Source organism: Acetonema longum DSM 6540 (assembly GCF_000219125.1).
GTDB lineage: Bacteria > Bacillota > Negativicutes > Sporomusales > Acetonemataceae > Acetonema > Acetonema longum.
Genome location: NZ_AFGF01000293.1, coordinates 1 through 340, shown reverse-complemented (window position 1 = coordinate 340; position 340 = coordinate 1). Strand labels below are relative to the sequence as shown.

Sequence of the window (340 nt, the reverse complement as noted above, 5' to 3'; positions counted from 1 at the left end):
CATCCACGGATCAATACTCGCTTGCAGTTCCCCGTGGCTTTTCGCAGCTTACCGCGTCCTTCTTCGGCTCTTGGCGCCTAGGCATCCACCGTATGCCCTTACTTACTTGACTTCTCTCTCCATAAGACGGTCGTCCATAAGCCGCCATCTGCTGTGTACAGTCTGCGAGCCTCACTCCGACCTACTTCCAGTACGCCTGCGTTCGGTTCTCGACTGTGCCTTGCATCTGTCGACTTCTGGCCAACCTTGACAGAGAGTCAATTCGGTTTGGCAACGTTCATTGCCTGAACTAAATCCTCTTGCGCTCGTTAAGTTCTCTCTTATTAGGAGAGGTTACTTA

Annotated in this window: 1 rRNA gene; it reads right to left on the bottom strand. The window is 52.1% G+C overall.

Annotated elements, in window-relative coordinates:
* Positions 1-112, bottom strand: a 23S ribosomal RNA gene (locus ALO_RS20395); the annotation flags it as partial.
* Positions 113-340: the final 228 nt, after the last annotated feature.